Raw genomic sequence first — 23,629 nt, 5'->3', positions numbered from 1 at the left:
TGCAAGTTAAATAATTGGGGTCAGATTCCAATTATTTTTAAAAACCAGGTTCTTGAATTAATTTAGGGACATATCAAAATTGATAGCATTTATCTCATTTGCATCCTAAGGGAAATGGGGTTTTATTTACTTATTTTTCCGCTCAAGCCGTGGCCGACCGGCAGCCGACTTGATAGCCCGGCGATCGGTATGCGCGTGCAAACCAGCAACAAATTCAGGCCCGCCAAGCGCCCATCCGCGAAGCGTGGCCTCCGTCAGCGCTTCGCGTTGCTTGCGGTCGATCCCCACTTGCAAGAGCTCACGGTACGCGGCCTCTCGTGCGAAAGGTGTATTGCCCATGGCCCACTGCAAGGCATGCGGCGTCACCAAGCGGTCGGTGTGCAGACCAAGATGGCTCGCACAACTCGACCAGGCCCATTCCGCTGGGCTGCGCACCAACCCCGCCCGCTCCGGATTCAGGTCGATATAGACCATGCACGCCAGCAGATAGCGTTCGGTCTCGATCAGGGTTGAGCGGTACCGCCCTTCCCACAAGGTGCCGGTGCGTGTGTGGCGTTGGTTGAACCACCGCACGTAACTGCGCCCCACCGCCTGCATCATCTGCGGCAAGCCGTCGACAGTCACAGGTGTTGCCAACAGGTGCAAATGGTTAGGCATGAGCACGTAACCGTGCACGGCGACCTGGAACTTCTCCGCATATTCGGCCAGGGTGTCCAGCATGCGCTCGTAATCACGCTGGTCGTGAAAGATGGCCTGCCGGTTGTTGCCCCGCTGGATCACGTGGTGGGCATAGTGCGGAACCGTGAGACGTGGCAACCGGGCCATGGCGATCCTCCAAAGGCAGAAAAGGGGTCTGACCCCAATTATGCTGTGAGCCCGAAACGGGGGCCCAGACTGGATTCCAGTCCGAATTGCTGGAGGATGGCGCGCAGGCGCTCCGTGGCGCTGTGCTTTTTCTGGCCGGTGTAGCGCGCGATGATGAGTTCGTTCTTCATGCTGTGCTCCCAACCCACGAGCTCGGTGACAGTCACCTGGTAGCCACTGGCTTCCAGATGCAGGCAACGCAGCACGTTGGTGATCTGGCTGCCCAGCTCGCGGGTGTGCAAGGGGTGGCGCCACAACTCGGCCAATGGGGTGCGGGAGAGTTGCAACGCCTTGCCGGCACGCAGGCAGGCAGCGACCTCCGCCTGACAGCAGGGCACCAGCACCATGGCACGGGCATGCTTTTGCAGCCCAAAGGCAATGGCGTCATCCGTCGCGGTGTCACAGGCGTGCAATGCGGTCACAAGGTCGATACGCTCAGGCAGCTCTGCAGCGTCTTGCGATTGCGCAACCGACAGGTTCAGGAAGGACATGCGCTCGAACCCAAGCCGTTTGGCCAGCGCACGCGATTTTTCCACCAGCTCGGCGCGCGTTTCGATGCCGTAGATGTGCCCACGCCCCAGCGCCTTGAAATACAGGTCGTAGAGGATGAAGCCGAGATAGGACTTGCCCGCGCCATGGTCGGCCAGCAACGGTGCGTGACCATCGGCCGCCATCTCTTCCAGCAAAGGCTCGATGAACTGGAACAGATGGCTGACCTGCTTGAGTTTGCGGCGCGAATCCTGATTGAGCCGGCCATCGCGGGTCAGGATGTGCAGTTCCTTCAGCAACTCCACTGACTGCCCAGGCCGCAGCTCGGGCAGATCGGCCACGGCGCCTTTGTCCTGGCCAGCTGCGCGCTCGCGCGGCTTCATGCGTCTTCACCGGTTGCCAGCGCCACTTCGCCGGGTAAACCACCTTGAGGCAGCGCCCGCGCACCCACATCCAGGGCCGTCCAGCCAGCTGCGCCCAGCGCCTCAAGCCGTTCTACGTTGCGGCCGAAAATAGCCTCGGCATCGGGGAAAGCCTCGACGGCGCGGTTCAGGCTTTCTTCACGCAAAAGATGCAAGGTGGGCCATGGGGCGCGGTTGGTGCAATTCGAGACGTCGTCATCGCCCGTTCCGGCAAACCGGAACTGCGGGTGAAAACTGGCGATCTGCAGAACGCCCGCAAGCTCCAGCGATTCGAGCAGTGCATCGCTCTCGTCAAGAAAATCGTTGAAATCGAGAAAATTACCGAGACACGCTCGGAGCATGATCAAGGTGGTATCGCGTTCTGCAGCGGGCAGTGCAGCAAGCGCAAGCAACTCAGTTTCCAAGCACCTCAGCACCTCGGCGATACCCGTAGCGCTGCACACCACGTAGTGAATCTGCCCCTTGCCATACACGCTCTTGGCAAACGGACACAGATTGAGACCGATGACGGCGCGCTCCAGCCAGCGCCCCGTGTCCTGCACCACTTGCGCCTCTACCGCCATGCCTGAAAACGCGGCGCCGACAGGCGGGGAAAGAGTGCTATTCATGGCAGGAGCCCGGTGGGAAGACAGCCGCCGATTTTATCGGCCGAAGTGATTGCAGCAGCCCGGGCTGTGCAAACGTTCACGGGTTCTTGCGCTCAAGACGTTCCAGCGATGTCAAATCAAGCTGGTCTGCCATGCTGCGCAGAACGGCAATGTCCATATGGTCGGCCGATACGCTCACCAACACACCATTCTTGAGCGCCACCTTGCGCTCCGCCGAGCTGCCGTCTTTGGCATAGCTCTCGTGCAGGGTACGCCCACCTTCCTGCCATGTCTTCTCGGCGTGCGTCTGGTCTTCCTTTTCGCCTTGCACCATGCCAATGGCCGCAGCCGCCATTGCACCAAGCCCACCCAGGTCCATGATTTCCACGCGCACCGCGCGCGCACCGCTACCGTACTTGGCACTCGCCTGGCTGGTGGGCAGGCCGAGGGCCGCGCCGTCCTGCACCTCGAACGCAGTGCGTGCCAAGCCGCCAAGCTGCTCGGGCAGCGCCGCCTTGAGCGTTTGGGCTTCCAGTGCCTGGCCACCGCCCAGCATGCCGGCCGCCGCGGCGGTAGCCTCGCGCGTGGCAGCGGCCATGGCCGTCGGGTCGTTCTGGCTGCGCGCCCGCTCCATGCTGCGCGCCGCCTGCTCCATTTTTTTCTGCGCTGCCGCAATGCCGGCACTGTCAATGGTGACTTCGCCACCCGGTGTGCGCACCGAGACCGTCGCGGCGTCTCCGCCCGCCCAGTGGCTGGCACCGCGCGGCATGAACAGCGCATTGGCGGCGCCTACGACCAGGCCCAGCACAATGGCAGCGACGATGACTACCGCCGTATAGGCGGCCGACTTCTCCTGGGCACTTTTCATCAGGATCGGCAGGCCGGTGTAGAGCAGGTAAATGGAGTACAGCCCTGCCAGCAGGCCCAGCATTGACAGCATGGGAAGCAGCGCAAACACCCCTCCCAACATGGCGGCAGTGCTGGCATACACCGCCACTTTCAGCGCCTGAATGCGGCTGCTCGCGCCGCCAAAGCGTGGCGCGAGCAGGTCGATGATCAGCGCCAGCACGTACACACCCACCAGGCTCAGCACGTACGACACCACCATGTTGACCAGGCCCCAGAGGAAAGGGACGCGCATCGACACGCCAAACATTCCCATGCCGATGAGAGACATGCCGATAAACCCGCAGACCGCTGGAATGGCGGCCAGCAGCATGAGGTAGCCGGTGTAGAGGCTTGCGGTATCGGCTGGTTCGGTGTCAATCACCTGCCATGTCGGCCGGGGGGCAAGCAGGATGGATTTGGCGCGCTCGACGATGTTCATGGTGTCCTCCCAGTCATAGCGGCCCGCCAACGGCGGACCAGCGACAGGGCGAACCATAAACGCGGACATCCTGCGGGGCAAGTCCCGGCTGCCTTTGTGCGGCCAAAGCGTGGAATATGTCCGCTTCGGGCTCTGCCACCTACGCTCTGATCGGCCTTCTGGCTCTCGGCGATTCATCCAGCGCTCAAGGAGGTCCTGTCCCACTTCTCGCACGCCGCAAGGAGTGGTTCGAGGTGTTCTCAGTCGCGCTCGAACGCCACCTGACCGCCCACCAGCGTCCACCGCACCATGCCTGGAAGCTCGTAGCCACCAAAGGGCGTGTACTTTCCCTGGCTGCGCAGGGTCGCTGGCGCAACGGTCCAGCGCGCGGTCTCATCGACGATGCACAGGTCCCCCACGCCGCCCTCCACCAGTTGGCCCACGCTTGCGGCCAGGGTGCCCAAGGCGCTGCCGAGCACACGCGCCGGCTCGCTGGTGACCACGGCCAACGCACGGGCGAGGGGCACGTTCCCGTCTTGCGACCACTTGAGGGCAAGACTCAGCAGGAGCTCCAGGCCCGTTGCGCCCGACTCGGCCTCCGCAAAAGGCAGCGTCTTGGCATCTTCATCGACAGGGTTGTGGTCCGACACCAGCGCATCCACCGTGCCATCGCGCAATGCCTCGGCCAGGGCGTCGCGGTCGCGCTGCTGGCGCAGCGGGGGCGAGAGCCGGGCGCGGCTGTCAAAGAAGCCAATATCGTTCTCGGTCAGGTGCAGGCTGTTGATGCTGATGTCGCAACTGACGGCCAGGCCTTCCGCCTTGGCCCGGCGCACCAAGGCGATGCCTGCCGCACTGCTGATGCGGCACAGGTGCACACGCGCCTCGGTGCCGCGCATCAATTCGAAAATGGAGTGCAGCGCAATGGTTTCGGCGGCCACCGGGATGCCAACAAGCCCCAGTCGGGTGGCCAGAGCGCCACTGGCAGCCACGCCTTTTCCGAGGCTCGCATCCTGCGGCCGCAGCCACACGGCGTAGCCAAAGGTCGCCGCATATTGCAGCGCGCGCTGCAAAACCTGGTTGCTCGCCAAACCGACATCCGCCTGGCCAAAGCCGACACAGCCTGAGTCGGTCAGCGCAGCCATCTCGGTCAGCACCTCGCCGGCAAGGCCGCGCGTGAGAGCCCCCAAAGGAAAAAGGCGCGACTGGTGCAATTTCTCGGCCCGAAACTTGAGCATTTCGACCAAGCCGGGCTCGTCGAGCACAGGGTCGGTATCGGGCGGACAGACGAGGCTGGTCACGCCCCCAGCCACGGCTGCGGCGATCTCAGATTCGAGCATGCCCTCATGCTCGTAACCAGGCTCACGCAGCCGGGCGGCAAGGTCCACCAAGCCGGGAATGACCAGACACCCGGTGGCGTCGATCACGCGCGCCGGGGCAAAGCCAGACGGAACGCGCCCCACACCGACGATCCGTCCCGCAGCCAGCGCTACGTCACCCTTCTGATCAAAGCCACTGGCAGGGTCGATCACGCGGCCGTTCTGGATGAGAATCTTCATGATTTGAAGCAAAATTGGCCTCTAACGCTTATCCCATAAGCGCTAGCAGCTATAAAAATAAGAGTCCGCACCACCTTAGGCCGTGTTTCCGGCCACGATGGACATCACCGCCATGCGCACTGCGATGCCAAAGCTCACCTGCTTCAGGATCACGCTCTGCGGGCCGTCGACCACCGCCGAATGGATTTCCACGCCCCGGTTGATGGGCCCGGGATGCATCACGATGGCATCCGGTTTGGCCAGCCGCAGGCGCTCGGGTGTGAGACCAAAGCTCTTGAAATACTCTTGACTCGACGGTAGCAAGGCGCCACTCATGCGCTCGTTTTGCAGGCGCAGGGTAATGACCACGTCGGCGTCCTTCAGACCCTCTTCCAGCGTATGGCACACGCGCACGCCCATGGGCGCCATGTCGGTCGGCACCAGCGTTCGCGGGCCGACCACACGCACCTCCGGGCATCCCAGCGTGGTGAGGCCGTGGATATCCGAGCGCGCCACGCGTGAATGCAGCACGTCACCGACGATGGCGACGGTGAGGTTGGTGAAGTCTTTCTTGTAGTGCCGGATCGTCAGCATATCCAGCAGCCCCTGCGTGGGGTGCGAATGCCGCCCGTCGCCGGCATTCACCACATGCACATGGGGCGCCACGTGTTGCGCGATCAGGTACGGCGCGCCCGATTCACTGTGCCGCACCACGAACAGATCGGCCGCCATGGCCGAGAGGTTGGCGATGGTGTCGAGCAAGGATTCCCCCTTGCTGGCTGACGAGCGCGCGATGTCCAGATTGAACACATCGGCCGACAGGCGCTTGGCGGCGATCTCGAAGGTGGTGCGGGTGCGCGTGCTGTTCTCGAAAAACAGGTTGAAGACGCTCTTGCCGCGCAGCAGCGGCACCTTCTTGACCTCGCGGTCGTTGACCGAGACGAAGCTGGCCGCCGTATCGAGGATGTGCGTGACGATGTCGCGCGGCAGGCCCTCGACCGAGAGCAGGTGCACCAGCTCGCCGTTCTGGTTGAGTTGCGGGTTGCGCGGATTCAGCACGGCGCCACCTCCCGCAGTTCGAAGTCAAACGCACCATCCGGGCTGCGCGCGAGCGCCAGCGCCTGGGTGGCGGGCAGGGAAATGCGCGCCGCGGCATAGTCGGCCTGCACCGGCAGCTCGCGCCCGCCGCGGTCTACCAGCACCGCCAGACGAACCCGCGCCGGCCGGCCATAGTCGTACAGTTCGTTGAGCACGGCGCGCACGGTGCGGCCGGTGTAAAGCACATCGTCGAGCAGCAAGATGTCGGCCCCGTTGACCTCAAAAGGCAAGGTCGTCTGGGCGCTGGCGGCAAGACCGCGCTGGGCAAAATCGTCGCGGTGCATGCTCGACGAGAGCACACCCGCTTCGCCTGCAAGGCCAAGGTCCCGCTGCAGGCGCTCCGCCAGCCAGGCTCCGCCAGAGGCAATCCCGGCAAGCAGCGTGTCCTGGCGGCGCAGGTTGCGCACGCCCGCTAGCAGTTCGCGGTACAGCGCTTCGGCATCAAGCGAGAGCGCACGGGCTCCGGCTGTGCCGGACGGATGGGATGTCATGGAAGATTCCTCAAAAACTGCTCCAGGATGATGCAAGCCGACGCGGCATCAGCGTCCCGGGCGCCCTGGGACAACGCCTCGGTCGTGCTGTAGCGCTCATCCACCTCGAATACCGGCAAACCAAAGCGCCCATGCAACTGGCGGGCAAAGCGCCGGGCACGGTGCGTGTTCTCATGGCTGGCGCCATCGGGATGAAACGGCACCCCAACCACCAGCGCATCGGGCTGCCACTCGCGGATGCGCTCGGCAACCGCGACAAAACGCGCCTCGCCTTCGGCGCGCACCGTGGGCTGCGGACTGGCGCTGCGCAGCATGCGGGTGCCGACCGCTACGCCGGTGCGCTTGAGCCCGAAATCGAACGCGAGAAAGCTTTGCAGGTGCGGCGCAACAACAGGCGCCGGCGCGAGCGGATCGCCGTGGGTCATGCGTGACCGGCTCCGGGAGAGAGCTGCCAGGCTTGCAGCCCCAGCAGCCCCAGCGCGCTGTCGTAGCGCGCCTCCACCGGGGTGTCAAAGATGACGGCGGCATTTGCCCCCACCGTCAGCCAGCTGTTTTCGGCCATTTCCGATTCCAGTTGCCCTTCACCCCAAGACGAGTAGCCAAGCGTCACCAGCACCCGGCGAGGGCCTGCCCCGGTCGCCAGGGCTTCGAGCACGTCCTTGGACGTCGTCATCTCCAGGCCCCCAGGAATCACCATGGTGGAGGCGTACGCTGGCTCGTCGTCGCTTTCGAGCTGCACGCGCTCGTGCAGCACAAAACCGCGTTCCGTTTGCACCGGTCCCCCGAGAAAAACGGGCGAGCCGGTCAGATCGCTTCGCCCCAGCGAAAGATCCACCTTCTCAAACAGCCCCTCAAGGCTGATATCCGTGGGCTTGTTGATGATCAGTCCCAGCGCGCCACGCTCGCTGTGCTCGCACACATAGACCACACTGCGTGAAAACGACGCGTCCTCCATGCCGGGCATGGCAATCAGGAAGTGGTTCGTCAAGTTCATGGGCGCAGAATTGGCGGGCATAGACCAATTTTACGGTGAACATGCCCCAACTCTTTCCCTGTGGCCTGGTATGGTTCCGCCGCGATCTGCGCGTGCACGACCACCCTGCCCTGTTTCACGCACTGCGTGAATGCGCCCAAGTGCACTGCGCTTTCGTGTTCGACAAGGAGATCCTCGCGCCGCTGCCACGCGCTGACCGGCGCGTGCGGTTCATCCGGGAAAGCCTGGTGGAGCTCGACGCCTCCCTGCGCGCCCTGGCGCACGACAGTGCCTGCGGCCTGATCGTGCTGCACGCCGCTGCCAGTGCGGCCGTCCCGGAACTGGCCGAACGGCTGGGCGTGCAGGCGGTGTACGCGGCCCACGACGACGAACCTGCCGCCCTGTTGCGAGACGCACAGGTGCGCACGGCGCTTGCAGCGCAGGGGCGCGAATTGCGGCTGGTGAAGGACCATACGATTTTCGCGCGTTCAGAACTGCTGACGCAGGCAGGAACGCCCTACACGGTCTTTACGCCCTACAAGAAGGCCTGGCTGCGCAAGGTCGACCCATTTTTTCTGAGCGCCTACCCGGTGCGCATTCCTCCGGGTGCTCTCGCACCCCGTGGCGAATTCGGTGCGCGCGGTATCCCTGCGCTGTCGGCGCTGGGTTTCGCTCCGAGTGAGGCCGTGCGGCTCCCCGTGCCGGCAGGCAGCTCGGGAGGGCGTTCTCTTTGGACGGATTTCTCTGCACGCATGGACGCCTACGACCAAGCGCGCGATTACCCGGCAATCAAAGGCCCGAGCTACCTGGGCGTTCATCTGCGTTTTGGGACGTTGTCCGTTCGCGAAGTCGCCCGTGAAGCCTATGCGCGCATGCAGGCGGGTAGCAGCGGAGCGGCGGCGTGGCTCTCAGAGCTCGTCTGGCGGGATTTTTACCAACAATTGGTGGCACATTTCCCTCACGTGGTCGAGCGCAGCTTCAAACCGGCGTACGACGCGATTGCATGGGAGACTGGCGAGCAAGCAGATGCCCTGTGGGCCGCTTGGCAAACAGGCCGTACCGGCTACCCGCTCGTCGACGCCGCCATGGCGCAAATCAACCAGACTGGCTACATGCACAACCGATTGCGCATGGTGGTGGCAAGCTTTCTGGCCAAAGATCTGGGACTGGACTGGCGGCGTGGGGAGGCCTACTTTGCACAGCAACTGAACGATTTCGAGCTGGCCTCCAACAACGGCGGCTGGCAGTGGGCAAGCTCCAGCGGCTGCGACGCACAGCCCTGGTTTCGCATCTTCAATCCCGTCACCCAAAGCCAAAAATTCGACCCGAAAGGCCGCTTCATACGCCGCTACCTACCGGAACTGGCACGTCTAAACGACACGGATGTGCATGCACCCTGGCTGGCGCGGCCGGAGGCTCTGCGCGCAGCGGGCGTCGTGCTGGGCGCCGACTATCCTCTGCCGGTAGTCGACCATGCCCATGCGCGCGATCGCACATTGGCGCGCTATTCGGTCGTCAAGGAAGCCCGGCTCTCCGGCAATCCTTGATCCCTGAAATTCACATCGGAGGGGGAGGCGGCGCCGCTTGCGCTCCGGGCGGTGCGGGTGGGTCGAAATCCGCCACACGCATCCCGGCCATTTCCAGTGGTGCCCCTGCGGCAAGGCGCACTCGCAGCGTGAGGTCGGTGCGGTTGTCGGCATAGGCCAACATATCCTCCTGGGTGATCGCGCCGCGCTCGTAGAGGGCAAAAAGCGATTGGTCAAAGGTGCACATGCCGACCTGGCTGCTTCGCTCAAGCGCAGTACGAATCTCGTGCACCTGGCCCTTCTGTAGCAGATCGGCGATGAAATTCGTCAACAGCAGTACCTCTACGGCAGGCACCTGGCGCGACTGCTTTCCAGGAATGAGCCGCTGCGCGACAACGGCCTTCAAATTCAGCGAGAGGTCCTGCAGTATCTGCGCATGCGCCGTATCCGGAAAGAAGTTGAGGATGCGCTGAATGGACTGACTGGCATTGTTGGCGTGCAGGGTGGACACGCACAGATGGCCCGATTCGGCGTAATGCAGCGCATGCTGCATGGTTTCGCGATCACGGATCTCGCCGATCATGATGGCGCTCGGCGCCTCGCGCATGGCATGGCGCAGCGCTTCGTCGTACGACAAGGTATCGAGCCCGACCTCGCGCTGCGTGACCAGCGAGCGCCGATGTGTGTGTACGTACTCGATCGGATCTTCAATGGTCAGGATATGCCCAGGAATCCGAGCATTGCGATGGTCCAGAAGGGACGCGAGGGTTGTGGTCTTGCCCGCGCCCGCCGCGCCGACCGCAAGCACCAGACCGCGCTTGAGAAACGCCAGCTGATGCACCACGGGCGGTAGGCCCAAGGCTTCAAGAGACGGAATGTGCGAGGAGACATGGCGCACCACCATGCCGGTCTGCCCGCGCTGCAGGTGCACGTTGATGCGAAAACGGCCAGCATTTGGCACATGGAGCGCCAGATCGCATTCCTTGCGGAGTTCAAACGCCTCGGCCTGTGCAGGACTCATGACCGACATCGCGAAAGCACGAATATCCAGCGCGGCCAAAGGCTGCTGCGTGAGCGCCAGGTAGTCGCCATGGCGCCGGATCGTAGGCACAGCGCCAGCGATCAAAAAGAGGTCAGAAGCCTCTTCCCGCACCATGGCAGACAGCAGATCCTGCAGCGCCTCGGAAGCCGTGCCTGCCCCATTGCTCACAGTGCAAGCTACCGCAGCCATCAAACACTTGCCGCTTCTACCGCATCCACATGGGCGTAATGCTTCACCAGGCTGAGCAGTTCCTCGTCGGAGTAGGGCTTGCCAAGATAGTGGTTCACTCCCAACTCGATCGCGTGGTCGCGGTGCTTCTGGGCGATACGCGAAGTGATCATGATGATGGGCAGATCGTGCAACGCCGCATCAGCGCGGATGTTGCGTGCAAGATCGAATCCATCCATGCGCGGCATTTCAATGTCCGAAAGCACAACCGCAGGCCGCTCATCCTGAAGGCGTTCAAGTGCCTGGAGACCGTCGGCCGCAAGTGCCACGCGGTAGCCTTCGCGCAGCAGCAAACGCTGCGTGACGCGGCGCACAGTGATCGAATCATCCACCACGAGGACCAGAGGTACCTGTCCCGGCATTGGGATTGCCGCTGGGGCCGCTGCCGCCGCCGCCGGGATGTCACCGTGAGGCGGCTGTTCCGTTTCAGCCAATACCTCTTGCGAATCGCGCAATTGGCTGCCGTACACCGTCGCCAGCGCCACTGGGTTGTAGATAAGCACCACGGCGCCAGAGGCGAGCACCGACATACCCGCCAAACCAGGCAGGCGCGAGAGTTGGGGCCCCAGGTTCTTCACCACCACTTCCTGGTTGCCCAGAACGTCATCGACATGCATGGCAATGCGCTGCGAGGCGCTGCGGAAGATCACGACGGACCTGGTCTTGCCCACCCCTTCCTGGCTGCGGCGCGACGCTTGGAGCAACGCACCAGCCCAGTAGAACGCTACGCTCTCACCGCCCACATCAAGCTGACCGGTCCGGTAAGCTGCCTCTATCTCCGTCAAGGGAACCCGGCGAACCAACTCGACCACGTTGGCCGGTACTCCAAAAGCGAGCTCACCCGCCCGGAGCATCACCACCTGCGTCACAGCCGTCGTCAGTGGCAGCACCATGCGGAACGCAGTGCCAGCACCAGCGACCGTTTTTGTTTCAATGCGGCCGCCCAGGGCCTGGACTTCGGAGCGCACGACGTCCATGCCAATCCCCCGGCCAGCGAGCTCTGTGACTTCGCTGGCCGTGGAAAACCCGGGCATGAAAATCAGGTCGGCAGCGTCGCTGTCGCTGACATCTCCAGGCGACGCAATCAAACCCTGCGTCACGGCGCGGCTGCGAATGCGCTCCAGATTCAGGCCGGCACCATCGTCGCGGAACTCTACCGATACGTCGTTGCCCTCGTGCCGCAAATCGACCGTTACGGTGCCCATGGCGGGCTTTCCGATGGCAACGCGATCGTCTGGCTGCTCGATGCCGTGTGCCACGCAATTGCGCAGCAAATGCTCGAATGCAGGGGTCATGCGGTCCAGCACACCGCGGTCCATTTCAATGGAACCCCCAGTGATGTCGAGCTTGATTTGCTTGCCAGTCTCTTTGGATGCCTGGCGAACGACGGCATACAAACGCTCGGAAATGCCCTCGAATTCCACCATGCGCGTGCGCAGCAGGTCGCGTTGCAACTCGCGTGCCTGCCGGCCTTGCGCAATCAAATCGTCTTCTGTCCCTTCCACCACGCGCTGCAGGTTCCGCTGCACCGTGGCAACGTCATTGACCGATTCGGCCATCATGCGCGTCAGCTCTTGCACCCGTGTGAAACGGTCGAATTCAAGCGGATCGAAGCCTGCTGCGGTGTCCTTGGACAATGCCAGCCGCGACTGCATTTGGGATTCTGACTGCACCTCAATGTCGCGCAGTTGCTGGCGCAAGCGGTCGAGGTTAATCGACAACTCGCCCATGGAGCCTTTCATATGCCCCAAGCGGGATTCAAGGCGTGCACGGGTGATCATCACCTCACCGGCCTGATTGACCAAGCGGTCAAGCAACTGGGCACGCACCCGGACCGATTGTTGGGTGGCTGCGCGCGCCGCCGCGCCCTTGCTCGCCACCAACGGCCGTGTCAAAACGGACGGCAAAGGCGCTGCTTGCTCGCCGTCCGCAGACATGTGCGCATCAAGCGTCGCGCCGTTCTGCTGGACGTCTTCTGCGAATCCCTCAGGCAAGGCCCCATCGTAGGTGCGCAATACCTTGAAGTTTGCTTGAAGCGCGTCGAAGTTGGCCAACAGCGGCTCTATCTCTTCGGCCTGCAAGGTTTCCAGGTCAAGCTGTTCAATGGCCGATTCCAGCCGATGCGACATCTCGCCAAGTCGCATGGCTCCTGCAAGGCGCGAACTCCCTTTAAGGGTGTGCAAGGCGCGAAGCACCTCGCTGCGTGCCCCCAGGTTCTCCGGGCGCGCGGCCCACTGTCGCAGCGCACCACCCAATTGGGGCAACAACTCTGCGGCCTCCTCTTCGAAGATCGGGAACAGATCGGGATCGATGACGTCGAGCGCGTCAATATCGTCGTCCAGATCTGACCCCAGTGCGACAGCCCTTGCTATCGCGTCGTCCACCTGCTGGTCGTGATCACGCGCGGCTACAACTACGGACAGGGCGGGAGCCACCACACCCGAAGGCACCGGCTCGAACGTCGTCGGCTCGGACACCACCTCCGGCTGCGAAGCCTCTACTTCGATTGGCTGCGCAGAATCGGTAGGACGGGTCTCAAACTCGGCCGTCGCAGGAGCGACGAATTCTTCCAGAGACGGCGATAGCGTGGTGCAGACTTCAGTTTCGAGAATGCTGCGCAATGCCCGGTGAATTTCTTCATCGGCTGGCTTGAGAAAGCCGGCTGCAAACTGGTGAAGCAAGCGACGCACTTCATCCGCTGCGCGCAAAAAGATCGCCGCCTGGTCCGCTTCGCCCACCGGTTGCAGTTGCACATGCTCGAGCGCATGCTCAAGAAGTCGGGCAGTTTGTGAGAGCGCATCGAACCCCACAGTGGCAGAACTGCCAGCCAGAGAGTGCGCCAGCGCAATCGCTGTATCCGGCAAACGCTCGTGCAACTCCAGCGACCACTCCTGCAGGCAGGTCGTCAAGCGGCGAGACCATTCGTCCGCTTCATTCAGATAGACGTTGTACAGCGGAATGCCGATGCGCAAGTGTCCGATGGATTTGGTGCTTTCGTCTACCGCGTCGCTGGATGCGAGCGGCGATATTTCCAATGCACCATGCTCCTGGCCGTGCTCCTGCTCGGTGCGCGCGCCAGCTTCCATCGAAGCATCACCGACATGGGCCTGTTCCGCAGCACCCTGTTCGTCGCTTGCCAACACCGTTTCATCCAGTGCGGACGGCAATGCCAGTTCTCCAGAGGTGCCGACATGCCCAGAGGCACCCAATGCAGCCTCAAACTCGGAAAAATCAATTTCACTGCCTTGCCCGATCTCGGCAGCTTCTGCCGGAACCACGGCAGACATCTCCACCATACCAAGCTCAGTAGCTTCACGCTCTCCAAGATCTGCTGAATCCGGAACGGCCTCCGCTAACCCGTCCACCGCTTCAGCGACAAAGCCCTCACCCTCAAGGGCAACCTCTTCAGGCGCTACGTCGGGCTCGCCATCAGTCGTGCTGGCAACGGCTGCCACCTGAAGATCTGGCGCAACTTCGGTTTCGGGACCCGTGCGGACCTCGCCACTCTCGGGCGGAAGGACCAAAGGCAACACCTTGCCCTCCAGACGCATGGCTTCTGCCACAGTGCGGAAAGCAGACTCATTCCATGCCGAATCGTCACCTGCTGCGATATCCAGGGCCCATCGACTGAAGCCTTGCAATGCTTGCCGGGACATGTCGAGCAGGGGGCGCTCCATGGGTTTTTGTTCGGCAAGCCATGCATTAAGCAACTGCTCCATCGACCATGCGGGAACTGCCTTTGAGCGTGTGGAATGCCCGTCGCAGGGTGGTTTGCTCGCTCAGATCGCCTGGATCTTCATCCAAGGTGGATATGGCACCCAAACCATTGCCCACCACTTCGCGAACTTCTTCGAGAAAAATGTCCAGCAATTCGTCTTCTAATTCCGGCCCCCGCAGATGCATCTGCGGCGCGCTACTGTCTTCTGTCGGCTGGGTCTGCGGGTCGGAGACCACCTCAACTGGCTCCTGCGTGGCACCAGCTTCCTCAGGCAATGCTTCCAACACCTGCGGGACGGCAATAGGCTCGGTCGTTGCGAACCCTGCGGCAGCTGTTTGCTCATGGGGCACATGCGCGGGTATGCGAGGAACCACATCCGGAAGCGGCACGGCCGCACGCTCCTCGATAGTTGCCGCCAGTTCTTCCGCATCGACCGCCACGTCTGACGAACGGGTGCGGGCGCGTCCCGCAATCAATCGCAGCTCGCCCAGCGCTTCGTCGTAGACGAACAGCTTGCGCGCCATGGCACGCTGGTAGCTCAGCATGTCGATCATGAAGCCCAGTGCACCCAGGCTATTGCCCAACTTTTCAAAAAGCGACTTGCGTTCGTCGGGATCTTCAACGCCTCCAGCGAGTAGGCGCCCCACGGTATCGCGCATCCGAAGGACTGCGAGCGACGCTTGATCCAGCCCCAGCACCGATAGCACGCCACGCATTTGCGACAACCGGTCTGGAACCGGGACAAGCGGCGCGGTATCTTCCGGATCGCGGAAAAACTGATCCATGGACCGCTCGGCCTCACCCAGCGTGGCACGCAACTCATCGACGACGCTGCCCATGGTCTGGTGGTCGCTGACGCGGCGGTACAACTCCTCCATCCAAGGCTCAAGGGGGTCTGGCTCCTTGCCTGCCGAGACGCCGTCGAGGCGCTCGGCCAGACGCACGGCACGCCCGGCCATCTGCTCATCCGACACATCGGAGTCTTCCAGCGCGGCCTGCAGGTACAACACCGAAGTAGCCACCTCCATGGCCAAGGATGCCGAAGGCGGCTCAGCAGAGCGTACGGTCAGATCAAGCGCCCGGGTCAATGCCTGGGCAAGACTTTCACTGTTGCGATTGAGTTTGCGGAGCGAATCACAAACAAGACTGAATTGGTCGGCTGCGGGTTTGAGCTTGTTGCGATCACCGCCTGCCAGAGCTGACCATGTTTCCGCCGCAGCGGAGATACGCTTGCGTGCCTGCGCCAATACTGCGGGATCGAATCGCCCGAAACGCCGCGCCTCATAGTCGACAGGCTGGAAACGCTGCAAACCAAATGATTTCTGCACAGCATCGAGCAACGGCAGCGACTCGTCTGCATTGGGCCGCGCCTGGGCACAGAAAAACAGCAGATCCTGCACCAGGCGGTCTGCGATCACACTCTCACCGCGCGCCAAGGAAGCGTACTGCATGAGAACGCGGGATGCCACCCGCTTGACATACACATCCGTAGCGAACATGCCACGCGCAAAAGCATCAAAGAAAGCGGCGCAGATTTTCCAAAAAGCCCGCCCTTGCCGATCTGAGTGTGCAGCAGCCAAGCCCAAAGAGAGATCACACAAGTCACGCGCCGCGTCAAAATCGCCATCCTTGACGATACGCAGCACGGCCTGATCCAGTCGACTCCTCGCCGCTGGACCATAAGCGAGGGGTGACTGCCTGATCTCAAATTCGGGCTCCCGAAACCGGCGCTCTGCGGGCCACAAATCGGCCGGATGCACACGTTCGGCACCGGTCAAAGCCTGAACATCCCGGTACTGCGGAAAGAGGGCCACCGGAGAAACCGCCTTGCCCGCAAGCACGATCTCCAGGTATTCGCACAGCGCAAAACTTGCGCGCTCTATCGCGCCTGCTGCACCGTCTGTGCACAGTTCAGGCCGCTGAACAAAGCGCTGTACCGCGCCTTCCATGGCTCGCAGCACGAGCGCAGGCGATGCCATTCCCACCATTTCCAGCGCGCCGGTGGCCTGGTGCAGTTGCTGCCGTGCCACGCGCAGCGTAGCGGTATCCAGCGAGGCAATATCCGATTCCCGGGCAACGTCGGCATCGTAGACAAAGCGGCGCAAGGCCTTGATCGCTCCATCAAGTGACTTGCGCAGTTCGTCCAGCACCCAGGCCAGCGGCCCCAGATCCAGCTCCCCCGCCCCCCCTTCGGCAACAGGGGCATTGGCGACTTCATTTGGCGACATGGATTCGTTCCCGGCGGCGCGCGGCCTGTTCAATGGTCAGACGGAGTCAGGCAATCTTGAAACGCGCGACGGACTGGCGCAACTCTTCGGCCATGGTCGAGAGTTCGCGCACCTGCTGTGCGGTCGTTCGCGTGCCTTCGCCCGTCTGCTCCGTCACCGCAAAAATATGCTGAATGTTGTCGGCGACTTCGTTGGCCAAGCTGGCCTCGCGAGAGGTAGAGGATGAGATCTGTTCGATCAGCTCGGCGAGGCGCCGCGAGACCCGGTCAATTTCCGAAAGAGCGGTACCTGCGCTATCAGACAGGCGCGCCCCTTCCACCACACCTTGCGTAGAACGCTCCATAGCGGCGACGGCGTCTTGCGTATCGGTTTGAATCGCCTTCACGAGCGCGGAAATCTGGCGCGTTGCATCACCGGAGCGCTCAGCCAGGCGCTGCACCTCTTCGGCCACCACCGAGAAGCCGCGACCGGCTTCTCCGGCGGATGCAGCCTGGATGGCGGCGTTCAAGGCCAGCACGTTCGTTTGCTCGGTAATGTCGGAAATCAGTTCGGTGATTTCACCAATCTCCTGCGACGATTCACCCAGCCGCTTGATGCGCTTGGACGTGTCCTGAATCTGGTCACGAATGGAGTTCATGCCGCCGATGGCGTTTTGCACCGCCTGCAGGCCTGAATCGGCTGCTTGCAGCGATTGGCGCGCCACCGTGGCGGATTCCTGCGCCTGGGTGGACACTTCGTTGATGCGCGAGGCCATGTCGAGCACCGATCGGCCCGTTTCACGAATTTCGCGCAGTTGCTCGGTCGAGGCGGCAAGCAGTTCGGTCGAGGTGTTGTCCACCAGGGCGGTGGTTTGCGCCACCCGCGTGGCGGTGTTCTGCACGCTGCCGACGATCTGGCGCAACTCTTCCACGGTGTAGTTCACCGAGTCGGCAATAGCACCCGTGATGTCTTCGGTCACCGTGGCTTCCTGTGTCAAATCGCCTTCAGCAACCGATTGCAACTCGTTCATCAGCCGCAAAATGGCGGCCTGGTTGGCGTCGTTAACGCGCTTGGCCTCCTGCTCCTGACGCTGTGCGTCGCGGTGCTGGGCTTCTGCAACGCGTTGGCGGCTTCGGCTGTCGAGCAGCTGCACGCGCGAAATACCGATACCGCAGAAAATCACGAAGAGCGCCGCGAGCACCAGCGCGATGAGCTGACCGACGCCAATGCCCGTCTGCGAAGTCAGGCGGTTTTGCAAGCCTTCGAGCTGACGGCGCAGAGGCTCGCTGTCACCAATAATGGCGGTTTGCGCTTCACGCGCAGACACCAGCCCCTGCAGGTTTCCCAGAATAGCGCTGGCTTGCGTCCGTGTTTCTTCGTACAGCTTGATGAGCGAGGTGAGCTGGTCGCGGGTTTGGGGATCGCGCGTGGCGCTCAACCGCAATTCAGGGCTGCCGTCGAGCAGTCCTTGTGCAATTTCCTTGAAGGAATTCAAGTCCTTGCCGAGCAGGAACACGGCCTCAGGGCTGACGCCTTCAGTGGTCTGAAACTCATTGGCCGACTTGCCGATGCGTTGCGTCAGCATCACCAATTGGCCAGCTGCGGAAATTTCTGCCGCAGGGGCATTCTGCTGCAGCTTGAGCGAAGACACGGTTTCCGCAATTTCAAGCAAGTCGGACGACTGGCGGTTGATGGTGCGAAGCGCATCACCCACCTGCGTCAGAATCTTCTGCTGGCCCATCACGACGGCAGCATTGCGCTCGGCGCGCTCCATCAAAGGCTGAATGGTTTTCAGATCGGACTGGTAATTTGCACCCAGTGCCTGAACACCCAGCTCAGCATCGCCGGCTTGCAGGGCGCGCACGTTGCGCGCCAGCACGCCAGAGCTTTCCACCACATCGGGGAAAGCCTGAGGGCTCCCCACCAAGGCCTGGGAAACCGACTTGGCGAGCCGCTGCGACTGCATCAAGGATTGCCCTGTGGCAGCGAGTTGCTGCGCAGACCGGTCGGACTGGCGCAACACCCAGCCGGCAATCAATGCCAGCACCACCACACCAAGGGCCAGCAAAATCAGCAAGCGCCTTTGGTGCGCCGCTGCAGTGGCCTCCCCCAGTAAAGGCAGTGAAATATGGTCGGCTGCCGGCACAAGCGGCAGAACCTCTGGACTACCGGGGTCTCCCTGCACGCTGTTGAGCCCATCTCCCAGGTAAGGCTCGCGCAGGGCAGATCCCTCACCGCCCTGTTCATCGGAAAGCGCGTAGCCTTCGGCCTGCGCCGGCTTGCGATTGAAGAGTTTTCCAAAATTTTGAACGACAGACATGGAGCGACCTTACAGAGAAACTCAAGCACCGATACTCAAAAATGCCGGGTGCTGTGACAGCACCTGCAAATTGAGCTCCTGCCAGCGGGTGCCGCCGGCCTCGACATATGTAGTACCAAAAAAATCTGGCGCATCACCAGCAGGAGGTTCGGATCGTACAAACGCCTCCGTCCCACGCAAGCCAGCCAGTCGATCGACCAGCAGTGCCGCATTGACTTCCAGCGCCGCATTGAAAGCCAGCAGACTGGATTCAGCCAGTGCCTGCTCACTGCGCACGCTGAGGTGACCCATCAACCGGGCCAAGTCAACCACCCCTGTAAGGCCGCCGCGCAAGTTCGCCACACCCAAAAACCAGTCGCGGGTATAGGGGACGGGCTGAACCGATGTCCAGGGGAAAATCTCTCCCGACTGAACCAAGGGCAGCAAATAGCGCTCCCCGGCGGACTCCACGGCCAGCCAGGAAGACACAGACACGGCTTCACTGCGCGCCGCCTGGAGCCTGCTGGCCAGACGTATCTGCAGTTCCCTGAGGGCTTCACGATTTGCCATGGAGCTTGCGGGCGCTTAGTTGAGAGCGTCGATCTTGGCTTGCAACTCGGCGGGATCTACAGGCTTGGTGATGTAGCCACGTGCCCCCTGGCGCATTCCCCAGACACGATCGGTTTCCTGATTCTTGCTGGTGCACATAATGATCGGAACATCTGCATACTGCGGGTCACGACTAATGGCACGTGTCAGCTGAAATCCATTCTGGCCGGGCATTACCACGTCCATCAAAATCAGGTCTGGCTTTTCTTCCGCAAGACGCCGGAATGCCTCCTCGGCATTTTCTGCAGTCCGCACCTGCATTCCTTTTTTTTGCAATAGGTCCGTGAGGAACATCAATTCAGTCTTCGAATCATCGACGACCAGTACTTTCTGGATAGCCATTACATCGCTCCTTGGGAAACACTTGCAAATTGCTGCACTGCTTGCAGTAACTGATCTTTTGTGAAGGGTTTTGTCAGATAATCCTGACACCCCACCATTCTTCCACGAGCCTTATCAAAAACGCCATCTTTTGAAGATAGCATGACAACCGGCGTGTGTGTAAATTGGGGGTTTCTCTTAATGATTGCGACTGTTTGATAGCCATCAAGCTTAGGCATCAATATATCGCAAAAAATAACCTGCGGATGGTAGTCGTTAACTTTTGCCAATGCATCAAAACCATCGTCCGCAAGAAGGACTTCATGCCCTCCCTGCTTCAAGAATATTTCTGCACTGCGGCGAATGGTATTGCTGTCATCCACCACGAGCACTTTGAAAGAGGCGCCGCTTTTAGTCAATTGTCACTGCTCCGATGGAAATTAATAAACGCAAGAGAAATCTCTTGCGTTTTAGATCTGCACCATCTCGAAATCCTGTTTGCCCGCTCCGCATTCCGGACACAGCCAACTTTCAGGTACTTGCTCCCACGGTGTTCCCGCAGGTATCCCATCTTCGGGACAACCCTTGGTTTCCTCGTAAATCCAGCCACAAATAAGGCACATCCAAGTTTTAGGTGCGGCCACAGCTTAAGGTGCCTTCACATAGAATGCAACGATTGTATCCAGGCGCGCCGCACGGCTGCCGTTTTTGCGCCACCCCCTGGCGCGGTATAGGGTTCATGACGACCACGCCTTCTTCACCAGAAACAGCCGCAGGAATAACCACACCGTCGGACTTGCCGGCTTGCGTGATGTCAATCAACGCCAGCGATCCCTGCGGCGCAGCGGGCCTTACAGCGGATATTACGACCATTGCGTCCGTCGGAGGCCACCCGCTGGCAATAGTGACCGGTGCCTATGTCCGCGACACGGGCCAGTGCTTCGACCACTACGCCCTGGACGATGAGGCGGTTGTGGAGCAGGCACGAGCGGTGCTCGAAGACCTCCCGGTTCAAGTGATCAAGATTGGCTTTGTAGGAACGCCGGAAAACATCAGCGCACTGGCGGAACTCACGTCCGACTACCCTGACCTTCCGGTAGTGGCCTACATGCCCAATCTGTCCTGGTGGCAGGACGACCGCATTGATCAGTACCTGGATGCCTTTCGCGAACTGTTGTTGCCCCAGACAACAGTGTTGGTAGGAAACCACAATACCTTGTGGCGCTGGCTGCTTCCCGACTGGGACAGGGACGCCAGTCCAGGGCCAAGGGATATCGCCGCCGCCGCTGCCGAGCTGGGCGTACCCTACACCCTGGTGACAGGAATCGCACTGCCGGAACAGTTTGTCGAGAATGTGCTGGCAACACCCGAGACCGTGTTGTGCAGTGGCCGCGTCGAGTTGTTCGATGCGACGTTTACCGGTGCGGGCGACACGCTCTCGGCGGCTCTGGCAGCACTGCTGGCAACGGGCTGCGACCTCTCCGAGGCGTTCACAGAAGCACTCGGCTACCTGGACGGCTGCCTGGAAGCGGGTTTTCGCCCCGGCATGGGGCATGTCCTGCCTGACCGCATGTTCTGGGCGGAACCCGACGACAACGAGGATACAGCCCCTGAAATCGAAGACACACCGAGCGCGCAAGAGTTCGGCCTACCCCCACATGACACACAACACTGACCGCAACTTTTCCCTGTTCGAGCGCGCCCGCGCCGTCATCCCTGGCGGCGTCAACTCGCCCGTGCGCGCCTTCAAGGCCGTGGGCGGCACGCCACGCTTCATCGGGCGCGCCCAAGGCGCTTACATGTGGGATGCCAACGGCACGCGCTACATCGACTACATCGGTTCCTGGGGGCCGATGATCCTCGGCCACGGCCACCCAGCGGTTCTGGAAGCCGTGCACAAGGCGGCGGTTGACGGCCTTTCGTTCGGCGCGCCCACCGAGCGCGAAGTCGAGCTGGCCGAAGCCATTCTGGAACTCATGCCGTCCATGGACATGGTGCGGCTGGTGAGCTCCGGCACAGAAGCCGGCATGAGCGCGATCCGCCTGGCGCGCGGCGCCACCGGCCGCAGCAAGATCCTGAAGTTCGAGGGCTGCTACCACGGCCACGCCGACGCCCTGCTGGTCAAGGCCGGCTCAGGGCTGGCGACGTTCGGCAACGCCACCAGCGCCGGCGTACCGCCCGAGGTGGTGCAGCACACCCTGGTGCTTGAATACAACAACGTGGCGCAGTTGGAGGAAGCCTTCGCCCTGCATGGGCGCGACCTGGCCTGTTTGATGATGGAACCCATTGCCGGCAACATGAACTTTGTGCGCGCCAGCACCGAGTTCACCCGGCGTTGCCGCGAGCTGTGCACCGAATACGGCGCGCTGCTGGTGTACGACGAAGTCATGACGGGCTTTCGCGTGGCGCTGGGCGGGGCACAGAGCGTGTATGCGCGACAGATTCCCGGCTTCGCGCCCGACATCACGGTGATGGGCAAGGTCATTGGCGGGGGCATGCCCCTGGCCGCTTTTGGCGGACGGCGCGAGGTCATGGAGCAACTCGCCCCGCTCGGCGCGGTGTACCAGGCGGGCACGCTCTCGGGCAACCCGGTGGCGACAGCCTGTGGCCTGGCGACGCTGCACGAAATTCGCAAGCCCGGGTTCTACGAGGCCCTGGCCAGCAGCACGCGCGCCCTGGTCAGCGGCCTCGAAGCAGCGGCGGCCGACGAAGGCGTGCCGTTCTGCGCCGACAGCGAAGGCGGCATGTTCGGCTTCTTCCTGCTGCCCGAGCTGCCGCAGAACTATGCCGAGGTCATGCGCACCGACGGCCAGCGGTTCAACAGGCTGTTCCATGGGCTGCTCGAACGCGGCGTGTACCTGGCGCCTGCGCTGTACGAAGCCGGCTTCGTCAGCGCAGCCCACACACAGGACGACATTGCCGCCACGGTGGCTGCTGCGCGAGAAGTCTTCAAAACGCTATAATTTATATAGCTTCTTACGCTTTACCCATAAGCGCTAGAAGGCAAAAACATCATAAATCTCCCGCTACCTGCTCCTGTTCCATGTCCGCGCTCAAGTTTTTGTTTGCCTCGCTGATCCTCGCCGTCAATACCTTGGTGCTGGTCCTGGCCATGGTTCCGGTGGCGCTCGTCAAGCTGCTGTTCCCCACCGAAGCCGTACGCAGCGGCTGCGACCGCGCCTTGATGGGTATCGCGGCGCTGTGGATGGACATCAATGCGTTCTGGCTGGGCGCCGTGAACCGAGGCCGGTGGAGCGTGGAGGGGGCGGACGGGCTCGATCCGCGTGGCTGGTACCTGGTCACCAGCAACCACCAAAGCTGGGTGGACATCGTGGTGCTGCAACGCGTGTTCAACCGCCGCATTCCCATGCTGAAGTTCTTCACCAAGAAAGAGCTCCTCTACGTCCCCGTGATCGGCTTTGCCTGGTGGGCCCTTGATTTCCCCTTCATGCAACGCAAGGGCGGAGCCAGCGCGCGTGCCGACCTGGAAGCCGGGCGCAAAGCCTGCGCCAAGTTCCGCCTGGTGCCGACCTCGGTCATGAGTTTCGTGGAAGGCACCCGCTTTACCGCCGCCAAGCACGCCCAGCAGAAGTCGCCCTATCGCCACCTGCTCAAACCCAAGGTGGGTGGCATTGGCATGGCCCTTGAGGGCCTGGGCGACGCGTTCACGGGGTTTCTGGACGTGACCCTCGTGTACCCGCAAGGCCTGCCGACCTTCACCGACGCCATGGCCGGGCGCCTGGGCGACGTGGTGGTGCGCGTGCATCTGCGCGATGTTCCCGCTCAGGTGCTGCCGGCACCCGGCGAACCAGCACCACGGGCCGCCGTACAAGCCTGGGTCAATGAGCTGTGGCAGGCGAAGGATGAAGAAATTACGCGCCTTCTCGCAGAGCGGCAGCCTCGCTGATTGACCA

The 23,629-nt window shown here is 62.1% G+C and carries 19 protein-coding genes and 1 pseudogene; 4 read left to right on the top strand and 16 right to left on the bottom strand.

Annotated elements, in window-relative coordinates:
• Positions 1 to 126: 126 nt before the first annotated feature.
• The 9 genes from AC07ZH_RS03810 to AC07ZH_RS03770 form a co-directional block, all read right to left on the bottom strand.
• Positions 127 to 825 (bottom strand): transposase, encoded by a 699-nt coding sequence (locus AC07ZH_RS03810; RefSeq protein WP_495198615.1) that lies wholly within the window; start codon positions 823 to 825, stop codon positions 127 to 129.
• 38 nt (positions 826 to 863) lie between these two features.
• Positions 864 to 1,736 (bottom strand): class I SAM-dependent methyltransferase, encoded by an 873-nt coding sequence (locus AC07ZH_RS03805; protein WP_495198614.1) that lies wholly within the window; start codon positions 1,734 to 1,736, stop codon positions 864 to 866.
• A complete protein-coding gene (locus AC07ZH_RS03800) occupies positions 1,733 to 2,338 on the bottom strand; it encodes a DUF1415 domain-containing protein (protein WP_495198664.1) in 606 nt (201 codons plus the stop codon). The genes AC07ZH_RS03805 and AC07ZH_RS03800 overlap by 4 nt, the downstream gene beginning before the upstream one ends.
• 121 nt (positions 2,339 to 2,459) lie before the next feature.
• Positions 2,460 to 3,689, bottom strand: coding sequence for a Yip1 family protein (locus AC07ZH_RS03795; RefSeq protein ID WP_495198613.1), 1,230 nt, complete (start codon positions 3,687 to 3,689; stop codon positions 2,460 to 2,462).
• Positions 3,690 to 3,928: 239 nt separating this feature from the next.
• The gene (locus tag AC07ZH_RS03790; protein WP_495198612.1) at positions 3,929 to 5,224 is read right to left on the bottom strand and encodes a dihydroorotase; all 1,296 of its coding nucleotides are present in this window, start codon (positions 5,222 to 5,224) and stop codon (positions 3,929 to 3,931) included.
• A gap of 75 nt (positions 5,225 to 5,299) precedes the next feature.
• A complete protein-coding gene (locus tag AC07ZH_RS03785) occupies positions 5,300 to 6,262 on the bottom strand; it encodes an aspartate carbamoyltransferase catalytic subunit (protein ID WP_119108974.1) in 963 nt (320 codons plus the stop codon).
• Complete coding sequence (gene pyrR / locus AC07ZH_RS03780) at positions 6,256 to 6,792, bottom strand: bifunctional pyr operon transcriptional regulator/uracil phosphoribosyltransferase PyrR (protein WP_495198611.1); 537 nt, start codon at positions 6,790 to 6,792, stop codon at positions 6,256 to 6,258. The genes AC07ZH_RS03785 and pyrR overlap by 7 nt, the downstream gene beginning before the upstream one ends.
• Positions 6,789 to 7,217: a Holliday junction resolvase RuvX gene (ruvX, locus tag AC07ZH_RS03775; protein ID WP_119108976.1), complete on the bottom strand. Its 429-nt coding sequence runs from the start codon at positions 7,215 to 7,217 to the stop codon at positions 6,789 to 6,791. Before ruvX ends, pyrR begins: the two co-directional genes overlap by 4 nt.
• On the bottom strand, positions 7,214 to 7,807 hold the full coding sequence (locus tag AC07ZH_RS03770; protein WP_495198610.1) for a YqgE/AlgH family protein: 594 nt from the start codon (positions 7,805 to 7,807) through the stop codon (positions 7,214 to 7,216). Before AC07ZH_RS03770 ends, ruvX begins: the two co-directional genes overlap by 4 nt.
• A gap of 20 nt (positions 7,808 to 7,827) precedes the next feature.
• Between AC07ZH_RS03770 and AC07ZH_RS03765 the strand changes: the two genes are divergently transcribed.
• On the top strand, positions 7,828 to 9,312 hold the full coding sequence (locus tag AC07ZH_RS03765) for a cryptochrome/photolyase family protein (RefSeq protein WP_495198609.1): 1,485 nt from the start codon (positions 7,828 to 7,830) through the stop codon (positions 9,310 to 9,312).
• 10 nt (positions 9,313 to 9,322) lie between these two features.
• Here AC07ZH_RS03765 and AC07ZH_RS03760 read toward each other — a convergent pair whose 3' ends face one another.
• From AC07ZH_RS03760 to AC07ZH_RS03730, 7 genes and pseudogenes are all read right to left on the bottom strand, one after another.
• On the bottom strand, positions 9,323 to 10,501 hold the full coding sequence (locus AC07ZH_RS03760) for a PilT/PilU family type 4a pilus ATPase (protein ID WP_495198608.1): 1,179 nt from the start codon (positions 10,499 to 10,501) through the stop codon (positions 9,323 to 9,325).
• 20 nt (positions 10,502 to 10,521) lie between these two features.
• Positions 10,522 to 16,507: pseudogene (locus AC07ZH_RS03755) on the bottom strand (hybrid sensor histidine kinase/response regulator).
• A gap of 46 nt (positions 16,508 to 16,553) precedes the next feature.
• A complete protein-coding gene (locus tag AC07ZH_RS03750) occupies positions 16,554 to 18,806 on the bottom strand; it encodes a methyl-accepting chemotaxis protein (RefSeq protein ID WP_495198607.1) in 2,253 nt (750 codons plus the stop codon).
• A 21-nt stretch (positions 18,807 to 18,827) separates the two neighbouring features.
• The gene (locus tag AC07ZH_RS03745) at positions 18,828 to 19,355 is read right to left on the bottom strand and encodes a chemotaxis protein CheW (RefSeq protein ID WP_119108982.1); all 528 of its coding nucleotides are present in this window, start codon (positions 19,353 to 19,355) and stop codon (positions 18,828 to 18,830) included.
• Between the two features lie 15 nt (positions 19,356 to 19,370).
• Positions 19,371 to 19,736, bottom strand: coding sequence for a response regulator (locus AC07ZH_RS03740; protein WP_119108983.1), 366 nt, complete (start codon positions 19,734 to 19,736; stop codon positions 19,371 to 19,373).
• Complete coding sequence (locus AC07ZH_RS03735; RefSeq protein WP_119108984.1) at positions 19,736 to 20,134, bottom strand: response regulator; 399 nt, start codon at positions 20,132 to 20,134, stop codon at positions 19,736 to 19,738. The genes AC07ZH_RS03740 and AC07ZH_RS03735 overlap by 1 nt, the downstream gene beginning before the upstream one ends.
• A 51-nt stretch (positions 20,135 to 20,185) precedes the next feature.
• Positions 20,186 to 20,338 (bottom strand): rubredoxin, encoded by a 153-nt coding sequence (locus AC07ZH_RS03730; RefSeq protein ID WP_119108985.1) that lies wholly within the window; start codon positions 20,336 to 20,338, stop codon positions 20,186 to 20,188.
• A 116-nt stretch (positions 20,339 to 20,454) separates the two neighbouring features.
• Here AC07ZH_RS03730 and thiD point away from each other — a divergent pair, with 116 nt between their 5' ends.
• The 3 genes from thiD to yihG all read left to right on the top strand — a co-directional run bounded on the left by thiD (position 20,455) and on the right by yihG (position 23,622).
• Positions 20,455 to 21,390: a bifunctional hydroxymethylpyrimidine kinase/phosphomethylpyrimidine kinase gene (gene thiD, locus AC07ZH_RS03725; RefSeq protein ID WP_495198606.1), complete on the top strand. Its 936-nt coding sequence runs from the start codon at positions 20,455 to 20,457 to the stop codon at positions 21,388 to 21,390.
• Complete coding sequence (hemL, locus tag AC07ZH_RS03720) at positions 21,374 to 22,678, top strand: glutamate-1-semialdehyde 2,1-aminomutase (RefSeq protein WP_495198605.1); 1,305 nt, start codon at positions 21,374 to 21,376, stop codon at positions 22,676 to 22,678. Before thiD ends, hemL begins: the two co-directional genes overlap by 17 nt.
• A gap of 80 nt (positions 22,679 to 22,758) precedes the next feature.
• Complete coding sequence (gene yihG / locus AC07ZH_RS03715) at positions 22,759 to 23,622, top strand: 1-acylglycerol-3-phosphate O-acyltransferase, YihG family (RefSeq protein WP_119108988.1); 864 nt, start codon at positions 22,759 to 22,761, stop codon at positions 23,620 to 23,622.
• Positions 23,623 to 23,629 lie beyond the last annotated feature (7 nt).

Source organism: Simplicispira sp. GW247-4R2A (assembly GCF_059424465.1).
The sequence above is the reverse complement of the archived record's forward strand: the minus strand, read 5'-3'. Positions and strand labels throughout refer to the sequence as shown.